The organism is Stenotrophomonas sp. JC08 (assembly GCF_052180205.1).
Lineage (GTDB): Bacteria > Pseudomonadota > Gammaproteobacteria > Xanthomonadales > Xanthomonadaceae > Stenotrophomonas.
Window position 1 is genome coordinate 1,896,129 of sequence record NZ_CP197473.1, and the last position, 14,975, is coordinate 1,911,103.

The following is a 14,975-nucleotide window of genomic DNA, read 5'->3' on the forward strand; positions in this document are numbered from 1 at the left end:
ATTCCCCTGCCCGCCCGCTGCACGGTGTACGCATGAGCGACTTCGTCCGCATCGTCGAGGTCGGCCCGCGCGATGGCCTGCAGAACGAGAAGCAGCTCATTCCCACTGCCGACAAGATCGAGCTGATCGACCGGCTCTCGGCCACCGGCCTGCGCAGCATCGAGGCCACCAGCTTCGTCAGCCCCAAATGGGTGCCGCAGCTGGCCGACGCAGCCGAGGTTTTCACCGGCATCCGGCGCCTGCCGGGAATCATCTACCCGGTGCTGGTTCCCAATGAACAGGGCTACGCGCGCGCCCGCGCGGTCGGAGTGGAGGAAGTGGCCGTGTTCACCGCCGCCTCCGAGCAGTTCAACCGCACCAATACCAATGCCGGCATCGATGAATCCCTGCTGCGCTTCGAACCGGTACTGGCCCAGGCCAGGGCCGATGGCGTGAAGGTGCGCGGTTATGTCTCCACCGTGCTGGGCTGCCCGTATCAGGGCGATGTGCCACTGGCCGATGTGGTGCATGTGGCCCGCCGCCTGCATGCGATGGGCTGCTACGAGATCTCGCTGGGTGACACCATCGGCGTCGGCACGCCGCACAAGGCGCGCGCGATGCTGCAGGCAGTGGCGGCGGAAATCCCGATGCAGGCGCTGGCCGTGCACTTCCACGACACCTACGGCCAGGCGCTGGCCAATATCGCCGCCTGCCTGGAAGAAGGAGTCCGCGTGGTCGACTCGGCGGTCGCCGGCACCGGTGGCTGTCCCTATGCGCGTGGCGCCAGCGGGAATGTCGCCAGCGAGGATGTGGTGTATATGTTGCACGGAATGGGGATGGTCACCGGCATCGACCTGCCGGCCCTGGCCGCCACAGGACATTGGCTCAGCGAACGGCTGGGCCGGGATACAGGCAGCAGGACAGGGAAAGCATTGGCGACCTCATGAACAGATCCGGCGAGCGCATCCGCTTTGGTGACGGCGATCATCCCGACACCCACCTCGACGCGCTCGCCGCTCTTGAAAACGCCCTGCACCAGCCGCTGCCGGCCGGGCTGCAACCGGTGCTGGAGGCGGCGCACACGGCCCTGCAGGATGCGATGCAGCAACGAGAGGCCGCGCAGCAGCGCTACCGCATGCTGTTCAACGCGGTCCCCGACCCGGTCAGCATCCTCAGCGCCACCGGCACCGTGCTGGACGTCAATGCCGCCGGCATCCTCGCCTATGGCCGCCGCCGCGAGGAGATCATCGGCCAGCCCATCGAACTGCTCAATCCGGACCTGCCCGAAGGCCACCTGCAGCCGGTGTGGGAAACCCTCAATCACGGCCAGTCCTATGTGATCGAGGTCACCAACATGCGCGGTGACGGCAGCCGCTTCCCGGTCGAGGTGCATTCGGCCGTGTTCCAGAACGACGGCCAGCCCTGCATCGTCGCCGTTGCGCGTGACCTCAGCCGCCGCTGGCAGGCCGAATCGCGCTACCGGCTGCTGATGGACTCCATCGACAAGGGGGTGATGCTGTTCGACCCGCACTACCGGGTGATTTCCACCAATCCGGCCGCGCACCGCATCTTCGGCCTGGATGGCCACACCCCTGCGCGCATTCCCTTTGACAGCGACGACTGGATCATTGTCGACGAGCACGGCCAGCCGCTGCGCCCGGCGCACTGGCCGGTCACCCGCGCGTTTGCCGAGGGCCGCATCATTCCCAGCACCATCGTCGGCCTGTACCACCGCTCGCGCGGACGCATGATCTGGATCTCGATCACCACCGTCCCGGTGTTCTCCTGCGGCCGCGGCGCACCCGACCATGTGTTTTCCCTGTTCAGCGATATCACCGAACTCAAGCGCGACCACGTGCTGTTCGACCGCGCCCAGGCGCTGGCGCACATCGGTGGCTGGGAGTGGGACCGCAGCCAGCAGCGCCTGTACCTGACCGGCGAGGCGCAGCGCATCCTCGACCGCACGCCACCACCGGCAACGCTGGAGCAGCTGCTGCAATGCATGGGCAGCGACGACCGGCAGCGCCTGCAGCAGGCCATCGATACGGAAATCGGATACGGCGGCGGGTTCGAGCTGGACCTGCAGGTGCACCGCGGGGACGGCCACAACGTCTGGGTGCGGATGATCGGCGAAACCGAACCCGGCGACCTCGCCTCCAGCCGTATCGCCGGCACCCTGCAGGACATCACCGAAAGCCGCTACGCAGAGGAAACCCTCAAGACCCGGGCGCGCACTGATCCGCTGACCGGCATCATGAATCGCGACGCCGCGCTGTCCGACCTGGAGGCCCGACTGGGCAATCCGTCGCATGCGCGGGCCGCGGTCCTGTATATCGACCTGGACCGTTTCAAGAGCATCAACGATGCGCTCGGCCACAATGCCGGCGACGAACTGCTGGTCGAGGCCACCCGCCGCATCGCTGCGGCCATCGGCACCGGCGGCCTGCTGGCCCGCTTTGGTGGTGACGAGTTCGTGGTGATCTGCGATGCCCGCGAGGTGCCCGATTATCCCGAGACCCTGGCGCAGGCCATCGTCGATGCCTTCGTGCCACCGTTCCGCCTTGGCAAGGATGACTTCGCCATCTCCGCCAGCATCGGCATCGCGCGCGCGCCCACCGACGGCGAGCGACCCCAGCAACTGATCCAGAACGCCGATGTGGCGATGTACGAGTGCAAGCGCCGCAGTCGCAACGGCTGGCAGGCATTCACTGCTGAAATGGCAAGTGCCCAACGCGACCGCCTGCAGATCGAACACCGCCTGCGGCGTGCACTGGAGCGCGAGGAATTCCGCCTCGTGTACCAGCCCCAGGTGGACCTGCGCAGCGGCCGGGTGGTCGGTGGCGAGGCGCTGATCCGCTGGCACAACCGGCAGCTGGGCGAGCTGCGCCCGGACATCTTCATCAACCATGCCGAAAGCACCGGCGATATCGTGCGCATCGGCGACTGGGTGCTGCACAAGGCCTGCCGGCAGGTACGCCACTGGATGGACCAGGGGCTGGGACTGGTGCGTGTGGCCATCAACGTCTCCTACCGCCAGTTCGGCGACGACAACCTGGCCAGGCAGGTGCGCGAGGTGCTGGAGGAATTCCGCCTCCCCGGCGCGGCACTGGAACTGGAATTCACCGAGCGCGTACTGATCGAGGATGCCCCCGCCACCCTGCGCACCTTTGCCGAACTGCGCGAGATGGGCGTGATGCTCAGCATCGACGACTTCGGCGAGGGCTACAGCGCGCTGAATTACCTGCGTCACCTGCCCATCCAGGGACTCAAGCTCAGCCAGTTGCTGATCGAAGGCGTGCCCGGCAACCGCCCGGATGTGGCGGTGTGCGAGGCGGTGTGCGGGATTGCGCGCAGCCTGGGGCTGGGGCTGGTGGCCGAGGGCATCGAATCGGAAACCCAGCGCCAGTTTCTGCTGGAACTGGGCGTGCCCATCGGCCAGGGCTTCCTGTTCGCACCGGGACTCACACCCGACGAGTTCGCCCGCTGCCTGGCCTAGGTCCGGTCACCGGCTTGGCGCCGCGATGCCTTCGGCTAGAATCGGGCCCTCTTTTCCGCGGGATTGTTCCAATGCAGCTGTCCTCCGTTCGTGCCGTCATCACCGGCGGCGTTTCCGGCCTCGGCCTCGGTGTTGCCCAGTTCCTCGTCGCCAATGGCGGCAAGGTCGCGCTGTTCGATCTCAATGACGAAAAGGGCGCGGCTGCGGTCGCCGAGCTGGGCGCCGGAAACGCCCGCTACTTCACCACCAACGTCACCGATGAGGCCGGCGTGGCCGCCAATCTGGCCGCCGCCAGCGAATTCCTGGGCGGACTGAACGTGGTGATGAACTGCGCCGGCATCCTCGGCGCCGGCCGCGTGCTGGGCCGCGAGGCGGCGATGCCGCTGGCCAACTTCCAGACCACGGTGATGGTCAACCTGGTCGGCAGCTTCAACGTCGCCAAGACCGCCGCCGAGCTGATGCAACACAACGAGGCCAACGCCGACGGCGAGCGTGGCGTCATCATCAATACCGCTTCGGTGGCCGCCTATGAGGGCCAGATTGGCCAGGCCGCCTACTCCGCCTCCAAGGGCGGCGTGGTCGGCATGACCCTGCCGATGGCGCGCGAACTGTCGCGTTTCGGCATCCGCGTGATGACCATCGCCCCGGGTGTGTTCTGGACGCCGATGGTCGATGGCATGCCGGCCAACGTGCAGGAATCGCTGGCCGCTTCCATCCCGTTCCCGTCGCGACTGGGCCAGCCGGCCGATTTCGCCGCTCTGGTCGGCCACATCATTGGCAATCCCTACCTCAACGGTGAGACTATCCGCCTTGACGGTGCCGTGCGTCTGGCACCGAAGTGACTCACCTGCGGGCGCCCACACGGCGCCCGCATCCGTTTACCTCCAATAGACTTTCCAAGCATGAAAGCCAGCGATATCAAGAAAGGCAACGTCGTCGAATACAACAACGGCGTCTACCAGGTCCGCGACATCGAGCGCAGCTCGCCGCAGGGCCGCGGCGGCAACGTCCGCTTCCGTTTCATCATGTACAGCGTGCCGGGCGGCAACAAGCTCGACGCCAGCTTCGACGCCGATGACAACTTGCCCGAAGTGGAACTGCTGCGCCGCCAGGCCAGCTTCTCCTACATGGATGGCGATGCCTTCGTGTTCATGGATGACGAGGACTACACCCCGTACACGCTGGACGCGGACGTGATCGGCGATGACGCCGGCTACATCACCGAAGGCCTGGGCGGCATCTATGTGCAGGTCATCGACGAGCAGCCGGTGGCGATCCAGCTGCCGCAGCACGTCACCTTGGAAGTGGTCGAGACCCCGCCGGAGCTGAAGGGCGGCACCGCCACCAAGCGCCCGAAGCCGGCCAAGCTCAATACCGGCATCGAGATCATGGTGCCGGAGTACATCAGCAACGGCGAACGCATCCTGGTGAACACCACCACCGGCGAGTTCGGCGGCCGCGCCGACTGAGCCCTGCCCCAGCCGATGTCCGCGTCCGCCATTTCGACATCGGCGGACGCGGCAGCGCTTTGCACTTGAGGTGATGCCGGTGCGGCCTCGACGGCCGGCCACCGGTCTAGCCCAGCGGCCGGACCTGGATCACCGCCGGATCATCGGCATGTTCCAGCAGCAGCCGGCGCACCCGCCCCTGCCAGACTTGGGCGAATGCGGCACGCGCCTGTGCGCTCGCATCTTCGGCCATTGCAGCCTGCAACAGCGGCCGCAACGGTGCATCGGCCGGCACCCCGGACAGGTCCATGCCCACTTCCACCGCCGCGCCGGTATCGACGCGGATGAAGCGGGCAATACCGCCCCCATCGACACCGTGCCGCAGCAGGCCATAGCGTGAAAAACGGCCACCAATTCCTTGGAAACCATTGCCGGCTGCCGCGCCGGTGACCAGGGTGAAAATCTGGGCGATGACGCCGGTGGTGCCGGTATCCTCGGCCTCCACCATGTCCACCCGCACCCCGCCACGCTCGGGCAGCTGCCCGCCATACAACGCGCGCAACGCCGCCCGCACCATCAGCCAGGCGCCGGCAACCGTGGGGCAGGAATGCCCGGCCAGCTTCACCGCGTCGGCATAGCCGTACTCGATCCGGCCGTCCTCACTGGCACCGAGGAAATCCGCCAGCCCGTCACGTACGGTGATACCCGGCGCCTCGTTGAAAAAACCGGGAAAGGCCATGGCTCACCCCTCCGGAAGACCCTGGATGCCGAAATCGATGACCACCGCCTCCGGCCCGCGCTGCAGGTAGGTGATGCTCAGGTGCTCGCCAAAGCGCTCGCTCAACTGGCCCAGCAGCGGAATCGGGTCGTGGTCGTTGACGAAGCGCATGGTTTCGCCATTGCGCAGCGCACCCAGTGCTCCAAAGATCGCCGAATGGCGGAAGCGGCGGGCCACGCCGCGGGCATCGAAGACATGGACGTTGGGCTGCGGATCAAGGGAAGCGGACATCGGGATCACTCCATCGTGGGAACCCGGTCCATGCTAGGCCTCGTCTTTACAGCCATCCTGACCAAAATCAGGAGGAGTGCCGAAAGCCGCCATCGTGGCCCGGTTCACTCCGGCGTGGCCGCCTGCTGACGCATGCGCTCGGCCAGCCATTGCACCCGCTTCCGGGTCTGGTCCAGTTCCCGCCGCTGCACCGCTGGCATCTCCTGCTCGACCGCCACCTGCAACGCCTGCCAATGCACCTCGCGCACCTCGGCATGGCGGGACATCGCCTGCCCCAGCGCCTCCAGCTCGGACGACTGGACGAGGCCATAGCCTTTGCCCTTCAACAGCGCTGCCGGCGCATCGAACAATCCGGTGAAGCGCTGCCACTCCTGCAGCCGCGCCTGGAGCCCAGGTGTCTGCTGCCCCAGCTGGCGCTTCAGCTGCGCCAATGCGCGCAACTCCGCCCGGCGCAGCGCGGCGGTTTCCAGCACCCACCACGCCGCCGTGGCCGGCAAGGTCGATGCTGCGGAGATTTCCCCGCGCTGCCGCGCCGGACTGTCCAGCCAGCGTTCCAGCGACAGCGATGGTGCCTGGCCGGACTGCTGCAAGCCCAGCAGCAGCTGCTGGTATTCCGCGCGGGCGGAAGCGAAGTACAGGCCGTCCTCCAGCCGTTGCGAAGGCGGCTCGCGCATCGCCAGTCCCGCCTCCTGCAACCGCCGCAGCACACCGCGCGGCGTGATCGCCTGCAACCGTCGCGCCTGTGGCGTCAAGGCCAGATCGAGCAGGCGTCCACTTTCCACCGCACAGTTGTTGCCGATGAACCGATACTGCCCGTCGTAGCTCCAGTGCGCGCGTGCGGCGGCCGACAACAGCACCGCGCGCTGCTGCGGGGACAACGCCAGCGGCCACGCCTGCAGGTCACGCAGCTCGATGCGGGTGTATTCGTCGATCACCTGGTCCAGCGGCAGCACGAACAGCCGCGCCGGATAGCCGCCGGTCAGCCCGCGCCAGTTCGATATCTGCACGTCATTGACGAACGCGCGGAAGGACAGCACCCGGTGATAGGCCAGGTCCTGCCGGCACTGCGGTCCGGGCGCACGACCGGGCGCACAGATCGCCAGCCGCAACATCGCATGGCCGAAGCGGCTCATCGCCGCATCGCCACTGCCGGCCAGCAGGTAGTCCACCGCATAGATGCGCGCCGGATCGAGTGTTTCCAGCTCCAGCTGTGCCGGCGTGGCACCGGCCACCAGCAGTGGCTGTGCCGCAGAACAGGACACTTCCGGCAGCACCGCCGGCCCCAGCTGCTCGCGATACCAGGCGGCCAGTTGCGGCCGCCGGCAACGGTAGTGGGGGTCGAGCAGATACCACTCCAGATTGACCGCAAACGCCTCTGCCGGACTGTGGTGTTCGTAGGCATCCGGGCTGCGCAGCGTGTAATCGTTGCCCTGTCGCCGGTCCCAGCCGGCGAGCCGGCGGAACTCCGCCTGCCGCGACCAGCCACCGCCCTGGCCACGGTCGAAGGCGTGGGCGATCTCATGCAAGACGGTGGCCTGCGCCAGGTCGAACCCGTCCCCGCCGGGTGGCATCTGCAGCAGCTGCAGCGACAGGCGCAGCTCACCACGCCGATGGCGGCCAGCGACATCGGCCGGCAGCCCGGGGTCGAAACGCAACGACAGGCGCCGTGGATCGGCACGCCAGCGATCCGGCAGCCGCGCCTGTGCATGCTCCAGCAACTCTTGGGCGCGCTGCCCGGCCGCGGCATCCAGTCCGGTCCGGTCCAGCCCCAGCTCCACTGTCTGGCCGTGGCCGCTGCATAGCAGCAGCGCGGCGACCAGGCATGCCGTCAGACGCATCAGCGGGCGAGGATCGCCCGTGCCAGCTCCATGTCGCTGTGCATGCGCGCCGCCTCATCGTGCTCGCGCAGGTGCGACAGCGCCGCCTGCAGGCGTGCACCACGCAACTGGCCATTGCTGGCGACAAAGCCGGCAGCTTCCTCGCGTGCCGCCTGGATGACCTTGTCATCGCCCGACGAGCTGCTGGAGCCCTTGGACGAGGCACCGCTGGCCGAGCCGGCCGAAGTGCCGGCGAAGCTGGAAGCCAGCAGCGGGGTGGAGATCGCAAACAGGGCGCAGAACAGGATCGGGCGGATCATCATCGACTCAGGATGGGGAGGAAGGGGCGAAAGCGTAGCCGCAGACGACTTACAGGTCGAACACTTTGCCCGGATTCATCAGGCCGTTGGGATCGAACGCACGCTTCACCCCGCGCATCAGCGCGATTTCGGCCTCGTCACGGGTGCTGGACAGGTAGGCCTTCTTGACCAGACCGATCCCGTGTTCAGCCGAGATGCTGCCGTGGAAACGCTGCAGCACCTGTGCCAGCAGTTTGGTCACCTGCTCGCACTGCGCCAGGAAATCGGCATCGGAAGTCTCATCAGGCTTGAGCACGTTGATATGCAGGTTGCCGTCACCGATATGGCCGAACCAGACCACTTCAAAGTGCGGGTAGGCGCCGTTGATCAGCGCCTGGGTCTCGGCCAGGAACGCCGGCATCGCCGAGATCCGCACCGACACGTCATTCTTGTACGGCTTGTAGCGGGCCACCGATTCGGTGATGCCCTCGCGCAGGCGCCACAACTGCTGCGCCTGCGCCTCGCTGGCACTGATCACGCCGTCCAGCACCCAGCCCTGCTCCATGCAGTGCTCGAACGCCGCCAGCGCGGCGGCCTCACCCGCCTCGTCGGCCGAGGCGTATTCGGTGACCACGTAATACGGGTGGATCTCGTCGAACGGGTACTGCGCGCCATGCGCGGTGACGTGCTTGACCGCCAGATCGGTGAAGAACTCGAATGCCTCCAGCTGCAGCCGCTCGCGGAATGCGGAAAACACCTGCATCAGCACCTCGAACGAGGGCAGCGCCAGCAGCATCACGTTGGTCGCCGGTGGCGGGTCGGTCAGCTTCACCGTCGCCTCGACCACGATCCCCAGCGTGCCTTCCGAACCGATCATCAGCTGGCGGAAATCGAAGCCACTGGAATTCTTGATCAGCCCCTTGTTCAGCTCCAGCAGCTCGCCGTTGCCGGCCACCACCTTCAGCCCGGCGATCCACTCGCGGGTGTTGCCGTAGCGGATCACGCGGATGCCGCCGGCATTGGTGGCGATATTGCCGCCGATCGAACAGGAACCGCGCGCAGCGAAATCCACCGGGTAGATCAATCCATGCTCACGCGCTTCGTTGTGCAGCGCTTCCAGCGGCATCCCCGCCTGCACGGTCAGCGTGCGGTCCACCGCGTCGAAGGCCAGCGGCTTGTTCATCCGCTCCAGGCTCAGCACCAGCTCGCCGTTGGCCGCCACCGCGCCGCCCGACAGGCCGGTACGGCCGCCCGAGGGCACTACCGCCACCTTGTGTTCATTGGCCCAGCGCACCACCGCCTGCACTTCGGCCACCGTGCCCGGCAGCGCGATGGCCAGCGGCGCCGGGGTCCAGCGCCGGGTCCAGTCGCGTCCGTAGTGTTCCAGGTCGGCGGCATCGGTTTTCAGGCGCAGGTCCGGACAGGTCTGCAGCAGCAGGGACAGGCGTGGATCGGTCATGGCGACAACGGCGTTGGCAAGGTGAAAGCACTCAAGCCTGACAGCCACCGCGCGTGGCGTCCAGCCTTCCCCGCCCGACGCCACATGAAGAAATCACATTCACCTGAAACCTTTCGGAATCAAGGGATTCCAGCATGGCGCAGCGCACAAATCGGGATTATTTCTGGCATAGTCGACACCTCCTTTCCCCACTCTCACGCCGCCATCATGTCGCCGAAGAAGACCTCGTTCCCGAAGCAGGACATCCGCGTTTTGTTGCTCGAGGGGGTCAGCCAGACCGCCGTGGATACCTTCAAGGCGGCGGGCTATTCGCAGATCGAATACCACGCCAAGGCACTGCCGGAAGACGAGCTGAAAGCCCGCATCGCCGAGGCCCACATCATCGGCCTGCGCTCGCGCACCCAGCTCAACGCCGAAACCCTGGCCCATGCCAAGCGCCTGATGGCGATCGGCTGCTTCTGCATCGGCACCAACCAGGTCGATCTGGAAGCGGCGGAACTGGCCGGCATCCCGGTGTTCAACGCGCCCTACTCCAACACCCGCTCGGTGGCTGAACTGGTCATCGCCGAGGCGATCATGCTCACCCGTGGTGTGCCGCAGAAGAACGCCGAATGCCATCGTGGCGGCTGGTCCAAGTCGGCCGAAGGCAGCCACGAGGTGCGCGGCAAGACACTGGGCATCATCGGCTACGGCCATATCGGCACCCAGGTCGGCGTGCTGGCCGAGGCGCTGGGCATGCACGTGATCTTCCATGACATCGAGACCAAGCTGTCGCTGGGCAATGCGCATCCGGCGGCCGGGCTGGACGACCTGCTCCAGCGTTCGGACATCGTCACCCTGCACGTGCCGGAAAACGCCTCCACGCTGTGGATGATCGGCGCTGCGCAACTGGCGAAGATGAAGCCCGGTGCGCACCTGATCAACGCCGCGCGCGGCACCGTGGTGGATATCGATGCGCTGGATGCGGCACTGCGCTCCGGCCATATCGGTGGCGCCGCGGTGGACGTATTCCCGGTCGAGCCCAAGGGCAACGGCGACCGTTTCGAATCGCCGCTGATCGCCCACGACAACGTGATCCTCACCCCGCACGTAGGCGGCTCCACGCTGGAAGCACAGGAGAACATCGGCGTTGAAGTGGCGGCCAAGCTGGTGCGCTACAGCGACAACGGCTCGACCCTGTCGGCGGTGAACTTCCCGGAAGTGACCCTGCCCGAGCACGACCGCAGCCTGCGCCTGCTGCATATCCACCGCAACGTGCCGGGCGTGCTGTCCAAGATCAACGACATCTTCTCGCGCCACAACCTCAACATCGACGGCCAGTTCCTGCGCACCGATCCCAAGGTCGGCTACGTGGTGATCGACATCAGCGCCACCGAGGCGCAGGCCGCGGCCATCCGCGAGGATCTGGCCGCGATCCCGGACACGCTGCGCACCCGCATCCTGTACTGATCCACCCGCTTACGGGGACAGCCACCGGTGCCGGACGCATCCCGGCCGCCGGTCGCCGCGGAGGTTGTTTCCGTTGCGGCGGCAGCCCGCCGCTCAGGCCGTTGCCGCCAGCCAGCGCCGCGCCATCCGCCGCATCGATGCATCGCCATCGTCGACCAGCCCGGCAATGGCCCGCCATTCCAGTGCCAGCGACTCCTCGCTCACCACGAAGCGTTCCTCGTGCCCGGCCGCCACCACGTAACGGACGTCGTAGTGCCAGTGGCCCGGCACCTCGCCACGCGCGGGAATCCAGTGCCGGTCCAGATCGAATATCCGCGATGACGCCAGCACCAGCCCCGGCAGTCCCGACTCCTCCTGCGCCTCGCGCAATGCCACCGCGGCAAGGTCGTGATCGCCATCGGCATGTCCGCCCAGCTGCAACCAGCGCTGCAGTTTGCGGTGATGGGTCAGCAACACCCGCCGGCCATCACGGCTGACCAGCCACGCGCTGCCGGTGAAGTGTCCCGCCAGCCGCCCGCGGGTGAACGGATCACTCCCGGCCTCGTCCAGCAGTGCAAGGAACTGCTGCGCCACGTCATGCTGCTCCGGCAGCCGCCGGGCATGGTCCTGCAGCGCATCGCGCAGTGGCTGATCGTGTTCATGCATGACTGTAAGCACATTCCGGATATCCAACGTGGCGGCCATTATCGGTCGGGCATGTTGCACTTGCGCTTGTCGAGTCTGATGGCGTTTGGCAAGGTAACGCGGTTGCCTGTCATTCAGGTTCAAAGCCTGCTGCAACGGCGCCGCCACTGCCTCGTGCATGCGCCAACACACAACCTGGGAATCAAGTGGAATGCTGAAAGCTCTGTTGAGGGTCAAGCCGGTCGAACCGGCCGCACATGTCGATGCCGGCGAGCCGGTTGAAGGCGGTCTGGAAGGCGAAGCCACGCTCAAGCGCACCCTCACGGCCAAGCACCTGATCCTCCTGGGCATGGGCGCGGTGATCGGCGCCGGCATCTTCGTCGTCACCGGCCAAGCCGCGGCCAACCACGCCGGCCCGGCGATCATGCTGTCCTTCGTGCTGGCCGGGCTGGCCTGTGCGTTCGCCGGCCTGTGCTATGCCGAATTCGCGGCGATGATTCCGGTCTCCGGCAGCGCCTATTCCTATTCGTATGCCACCCTCGGCGAAGGCATGGCCTGGTTCATCGGCTGGTGCCTGGTGCTGGAATACCTGTTCGCCTCGGCTTCGGTGGCGGTGGGCTGGTCGGCCTACATGATCAGTTTCCTCACCACCACCTTGAACCTGCCCTTCCCCGATGCGTTGACTGCTGCACCGATCGACTGGAAAGGCGGCCAGTTCATCGCCTCCGGCAAGCTGTTCAACCTGCCGGCGGTGCTGATCGTGGCGGCGATTTCCGGCCTGCTGTACGTCGGCGTCACCCAGTCCACCTTCGTCAACGCCGTCATCGTGGCGATCAAGGTCACGGTGATCTGCCTGTTCGTCGGCTTCGGCGCGATGTATGTGGACCCGGCCAACTGGACCCCCTTCATCCCCGACAACACCGGCACGTTCGGCGAGTTCGGCTGGAGCGGCGTGTTGCGCGCGGCCTCCATCGTGTTCTTCGCCTACATCGGCTTCGATGCGGTGTCCACCGCCGCCGGTGAAACGAAGGACCCGCAGAAGAACATGCCGATCGGCCTGCTCGGCTCGCTGGCGGTATGTACGGTGATCTACATCGTCGTCTGCGCGGTGATGACCGGCCTGCTGTCCTACACCCAGCTCGGCACCGACAAGCCGGTCGCCACCGCGCTGGAGGCCTACGCCAAGCTGGCATGGCTGAAGACCTGGGTCGAGATCGGCGCCATCGCCGGCCTGTCCTCGGTGATCCTGGTGATGATGATGGGCCAGACCCGCGTCGCCTACACCATCTCCCGCGACGGTCTGCTGCCACCGATCTTCGGCAAGGTCCATCCAAAGTTCCGCACCCCGCACCTGAGCACGGTCATCGTCGGTGTGGTCGCGGCCACGCTGGCCGGGCTGGTGCCGCTGAGCGTGCTCGGCGAACTGGTGGCCATGGGCACCCTGCTGGCTTTCGCCACGGTGTGTGTCGGCGTGCTGGTACTGCGCCGGACCAAACCCGACCTGCCGCGCTCATTCCGGGTGCCGGCGGTGTGGTTCATCGCCCCGGCCGGGACGCTGATCTGCCTGGGCCTGTTCGCGATGGCCTTCGCCGCGCACTGGCTGGTGTTCGTGCTGTGGACGCTGCTGGGACTGGTCATCTATTTCGGCTATGGCATCCGCCACAGCAAGCTCAACAAGCGCGCCTGACCCCTTTCACGACCGGCGCCACAGGCGCCGGCTTCCCCGCGCATCGCCGCGCCTGACCAGTGAAGACCTGAAGCATGTTCAAGCAACTGTGGGCCACCAAACATCCGCATGCCGCACACCAGGAGGCCGAAGGCCTGAGCCTGCGCCGCACACTCGGCCCATGGGGACTGACCGCACTGGGCATCGGCGCGGTGATCGGCGGCGGCATCTTCGTCATCACCGGCCAGGCCGCCGCCGAGCACGCCGGTCCGGCGATCATGCTGTCCTTCGTGCTGGCGGCGATCTGCTGCGCATTCTGTGCGCTGGCCTATGCCGAGTTCGCCTCGATGGTGCCGGTCTCCGGCAGCGCCTACACCTACACCTACGCCACCTTCGGCGAGCTGTCGGCCTGGTTCATCGGCTGGATGCTGGTGCTGGAATACGGCGTCTCCGCCTCGGCGGTAGCGGTCAGCTGGACCGGCTATTTCCTCAGCCTGCTCAGCCATTTCGACATCCACCTGCCAGCCGCGCTGGTCAGCGCCCCGCTGGACGCGCAGCTCAAGCCCACCGGTGCCATCGCCAATATCCCCGCTGCGGTGCTGGTGCTGCTGCTCACCTGGCTGTGCTATGTCGGCATCCGCAAGTCCTCGGCGATGAACATGGCCATGGTGATCCTCAAGACCGGGCTGATCGTGCTGGTGATCTTCGCCGGCTGGAAGTACGTGGACCCCTCCAACTGGACGCCGTTCATCCCGGCCAATGAAGGCCCGGGGAAATACGGATTCGAAGGCGTGCTGCGTGGTGCGGCGATGGTGTTCTTCGCCTACATCGGCTTCGAGGCGGTGTCGGTGGCGGCGCAGGAGTCGCACAAGCCGCAGCGCGACATGCCCATCGGCATGCTGCTGTCACTGGCGGTCTGCACCGTGCTGTACATCGCCATGGCGGCGGTGATGACCGGTCTGGTGCCGTACCAGATGCTCGGTACCGCCGAGCCGGTGGTGACCGCGGTGGCCGCGCACCCCCAGCTGGGCTGGCTGCGTGTCATCGTCGAAGTCGGCGCACTGATCGGCCTGTCCTCGGTGGTGCTGGTGATGATCATCGGCCAGCCGCGCATCTTCATGATCATGGGCCGCGACGGCCTGCTGCCGCCGGTGTTCACCCGCATCCATCCCAAGTACCGCACGCCGCACATCAACACCGTCATCACCGGCATCGGCATCGCCCTGCTGGCGGCGCTGTTTCCGCTGGACATTCTCGGTGAACTGACCTCGATGGGCACCCTGATCGCCTTTGCCGCGGTCTGCGCCGGCGTGCTGGTGCTGCGCCGGACCCAGCCGGACCTGCCGCGCCCGTTCCGCATCCCGATGGCGTGGCTGGTCTGCAGCCTGGGCGTGCTCAGCTGCATCGCCCTGCTCACCGCGATGACCGCCCACAACTGGATGCTGATGGGCGTCTGGACGGCCACCGGTTTCATCATCTACTTCGTGTATGGCGTGCGCCACAGCAAGCTCAATGCCGCCAACAAAGCCAGCAAGAGCTGACCTCCGCACGCAGGTTCGATGACCAAGGCCCGGGAGTGACACTCCCGGGCCTATATCTATTTGCGTACTGCCGTTATCCAACGCAGAGCAGCGCGACGCCTCGCGCAGCGAGCATCCGTCATCGATGCATCAGGCGGCACATCAGCGCACCGGCTTTCAGTGGTGCCGCTGGCGCTCGGTGGCAACTG

13 protein-coding genes are annotated in these 14,975 nt (G+C 66.5%); 7 read left to right on the forward strand and 6 right to left on the reverse strand.

Annotation, left to right across the window (positions count from 1 at the left end):
• Window positions 1-32: 32 nt before the first annotated feature.
• The 4 genes from ACSBPQ_RS08700 (at window position 33) to yeiP (ending at window position 4,944) form a co-directional block, all read left to right on the forward strand.
• Window positions 33-926 (forward strand): hydroxymethylglutaryl-CoA lyase, encoded by an 894-nt coding sequence (locus ACSBPQ_RS08700; RefSeq protein WP_442681802.1) that lies wholly within the window; start codon window positions 33-35, stop codon window positions 924-926.
• Entirely contained in the window at window positions 923-3,475 is a 2,553-nt protein-coding gene (locus ACSBPQ_RS08705) for a sensor domain-containing protein (RefSeq protein WP_442681803.1), read from the forward strand. The genes ACSBPQ_RS08700 and ACSBPQ_RS08705 overlap by 4 nt, the downstream gene beginning before the upstream one ends.
• Window positions 3,476-3,546: 71 nt before the next feature.
• Window positions 3,547-4,317 (forward strand): SDR family NAD(P)-dependent oxidoreductase, encoded by a 771-nt coding sequence (locus ACSBPQ_RS08710; protein ID WP_442681804.1) that lies wholly within the window; start codon window positions 3,547-3,549, stop codon window positions 4,315-4,317.
• Window positions 4,318-4,377: 60 nt separating this feature from the next.
• Complete coding sequence (gene yeiP, locus ACSBPQ_RS08715; RefSeq protein WP_442681805.1) at window positions 4,378-4,944, forward strand: elongation factor P-like protein YeiP; 567 nt, start codon at window positions 4,378-4,380, stop codon at window positions 4,942-4,944.
• Window positions 4,945-5,050: 106 nt separating this feature from the next.
• Here yeiP and ACSBPQ_RS08720 read toward each other — a convergent pair whose 3' ends face one another.
• From ACSBPQ_RS08720 to ACSBPQ_RS08740, 5 genes are all read right to left on the reverse strand, one after another.
• Entirely contained in the window at window positions 5,051-5,662 is a 612-nt protein-coding gene (locus ACSBPQ_RS08720) for a hypothetical protein (RefSeq protein WP_442681806.1), read from the reverse strand.
• A gap of 3 nt (window positions 5,663-5,665) precedes the next feature.
• Entirely contained in the window at window positions 5,666-5,932 is a 267-nt protein-coding gene (locus tag ACSBPQ_RS08725) for a DUF2249 domain-containing protein (RefSeq protein ID WP_442681807.1), read from the reverse strand.
• Between the two features lie 104 nt (window positions 5,933-6,036).
• The gene (locus ACSBPQ_RS08730; protein ID WP_442681808.1) at window positions 6,037-7,770 is read right to left on the reverse strand and encodes a DUF7844 domain-containing protein; all 1,734 of its coding nucleotides are present in this window, start codon (window positions 7,768-7,770) and stop codon (window positions 6,037-6,039) included.
• On the reverse strand, window positions 7,770-8,069 hold the full coding sequence (locus ACSBPQ_RS08735) for a DUF2388 domain-containing protein (RefSeq protein ID WP_442681809.1): 300 nt from the start codon (window positions 8,067-8,069) through the stop codon (window positions 7,770-7,772). The genes ACSBPQ_RS08730 and ACSBPQ_RS08735 overlap by 1 nt, the downstream gene beginning before the upstream one ends.
• 49 nt (window positions 8,070-8,118) lie before the next feature.
• A complete protein-coding gene (locus tag ACSBPQ_RS08740) occupies window positions 8,119-9,507 on the reverse strand; it encodes an FAD-binding oxidoreductase (protein WP_442681810.1) in 1,389 nt (462 codons plus the stop codon).
• Window positions 9,508-9,714: 207 nt separating this feature from the next.
• Here ACSBPQ_RS08740 and serA point away from each other — a divergent pair, with 207 nt between their 5' ends.
• Window positions 9,715-10,956, forward strand: coding sequence for a phosphoglycerate dehydrogenase (serA, locus tag ACSBPQ_RS08745; RefSeq protein WP_442681811.1), 1,242 nt, complete (start codon window positions 9,715-9,717; stop codon window positions 10,954-10,956).
• A gap of 93 nt (window positions 10,957-11,049) precedes the next feature.
• Here serA and ACSBPQ_RS08750 read toward each other — a convergent pair whose 3' ends face one another.
• Window positions 11,050-11,601, reverse strand: coding sequence for an NUDIX hydrolase (locus ACSBPQ_RS08750; RefSeq protein ID WP_442681812.1), 552 nt, complete (start codon window positions 11,599-11,601; stop codon window positions 11,050-11,052).
• 190 nt (window positions 11,602-11,791) lie between these two features.
• Here ACSBPQ_RS08750 and ACSBPQ_RS08755 point away from each other — a divergent pair, with 190 nt between their 5' ends.
• Window positions 11,792-13,267, forward strand: a complete 1,476-nt coding sequence (locus ACSBPQ_RS08755; protein WP_442681813.1) for an amino acid permease — start codon at window positions 11,792-11,794, stop codon at window positions 13,265-13,267.
• A gap of 74 nt (window positions 13,268-13,341) precedes the next feature.
• Entirely contained in the window at window positions 13,342-14,787 is a 1,446-nt protein-coding gene (locus ACSBPQ_RS08760) for an amino acid permease (RefSeq protein ID WP_442681814.1), read from the forward strand.
• Window positions 14,788-14,975 lie beyond the last annotated feature (188 nt).

Excerpts from the sequence above, each read along its gene's own strand:
- yeiP (WP_442681805.1), top strand. The coding sequence starts at position 4,378 with ATGAAAGCCAGCGATATCAAGAAAGGCAACGTCGTCGAATACAACAAC.
- ACSBPQ_RS08750 (WP_442681812.1), bottom strand. The coding sequence starts at position 11,601 with ATGCATGAACACGATCAGCCACTGCGCGATGCGCTGCAGGACCATGCC.
- ACSBPQ_RS08755 (WP_442681813.1), top strand. The coding sequence starts at position 11,792 with ATGCTGAAAGCTCTGTTGAGGGTCAAGCCGGTCGAACCGGCCGCACAT.
- ACSBPQ_RS08720 (WP_442681806.1), bottom strand. The coding sequence starts at position 5,662 with ATGGCCTTTCCCGGTTTTTTCAACGAGGCGCCGGGTATCACCGTACGT.
- ACSBPQ_RS08700 (WP_442681802.1), top strand. The coding sequence starts at position 33 with ATGAGCGACTTCGTCCGCATCGTCGAGGTCGGCCCGCGCGATGGCCTG.
- ACSBPQ_RS08730 (WP_442681808.1), bottom strand. The coding sequence starts at position 7,770 with ATGCGTCTGACGGCATGCCTGGTCGCCGCGCTGCTGCTATGCAGCGGC.
- ACSBPQ_RS08735 (WP_442681809.1), bottom strand. The coding sequence starts at position 8,069 with ATGATCCGCCCGATCCTGTTCTGCGCCCTGTTTGCGATCTCCACCCCG.
- ACSBPQ_RS08705 (WP_442681803.1), top strand. The coding sequence starts at position 923 with ATGAACAGATCCGGCGAGCGCATCCGCTTTGGTGACGGCGATCATCCC.
- ACSBPQ_RS08710 (WP_442681804.1), top strand. The coding sequence starts at position 3,547 with ATGCAGCTGTCCTCCGTTCGTGCCGTCATCACCGGCGGCGTTTCCGGC.
- ACSBPQ_RS08740 (WP_442681810.1), bottom strand. The coding sequence starts at position 9,507 with ATGACCGATCCACGCCTGTCCCTGCTGCTGCAGACCTGTCCGGACCTG.
- serA (WP_442681811.1), top strand. The coding sequence starts at position 9,715 with ATGTCGCCGAAGAAGACCTCGTTCCCGAAGCAGGACATCCGCGTTTTG.
- ACSBPQ_RS08760 (WP_442681814.1), top strand. The coding sequence starts at position 13,342 with ATGTTCAAGCAACTGTGGGCCACCAAACATCCGCATGCCGCACACCAG.
- ACSBPQ_RS08725 (WP_442681807.1), bottom strand. The coding sequence starts at position 5,932 with ATGTCCGCTTCCCTTGATCCGCAGCCCAACGTCCATGTCTTCGATGCC.